Raw genomic sequence first — 604 nt, forward strand, 5'->3', positions numbered from 1 at the left:
GGTTCGCCCAGGCCCTGCGCCCCTACGAGCGCGAGGGTGCCGCGGGTCTCCGGGGCGTGGCGCAGGGCGCCGAGGCGCAGCCAGCCCTCGCGCTCGTAGGGGCGCAGGGCCTGGGCGAACCAGGCGGCCTGTTCGGGGCCGAGCAGTCCGTACTGGTCCTCGGGGCGGTGGCTGTGGGCCATGGAGGAGTTGAGGCCGGCGACGACGGTGCGCAGGGCCGGGACGGGGAAGAGGGTCCAGGGCTGGTCGCCGTCGAAGACGGCGTCGAGGCCCTGGTAGAGCTCGCGGAAGAGGCGGGCGTAGTGGCGCCACTTGGGCCAGTAGGGCGGCCGGGGGCGCATCTCGTCGGCCTCGCAGGTGGCGAAGTAGGCGCGGCAGGCGGCCTGGCTGACGTCCTGTCCGCCGGGGACGATCGCGAGCCGGTCGGCCGCGAGGCCGAGGCGGGCGCGCAGGCCGGTGAGGAAGGTCAGGGCCTGGTCGCACTCGCGGGGGCTGCCGGAGGCGGTGAGGTCGCCGGTGACGACGAGGAGGTCGGGGGCGGGGGCCCCGGCGTCGGTGAGCTCCACCAGGTCGCTCCAGACGGCGGCCTGGAGCTCGGCGGGGT

1 protein-coding gene is annotated in these 604 nt (G+C 76.5%); it reads right to left on the reverse strand.

Annotation, left to right across the window (positions count from 1 at the left end; translation table 11 throughout):
* The coding region (locus K6I33_RS35565; RefSeq protein ID WP_374286731.1) for a metallophosphoesterase at window positions 1-604 on the reverse strand (604 nt) is incomplete at both ends.

The organism is Streptomyces sp. UNOB3_S3 (assembly GCF_020740895.1).
Lineage (GTDB): Bacteria > Actinomycetota > Actinomycetes > Streptomycetales > Streptomycetaceae > Streptomyces.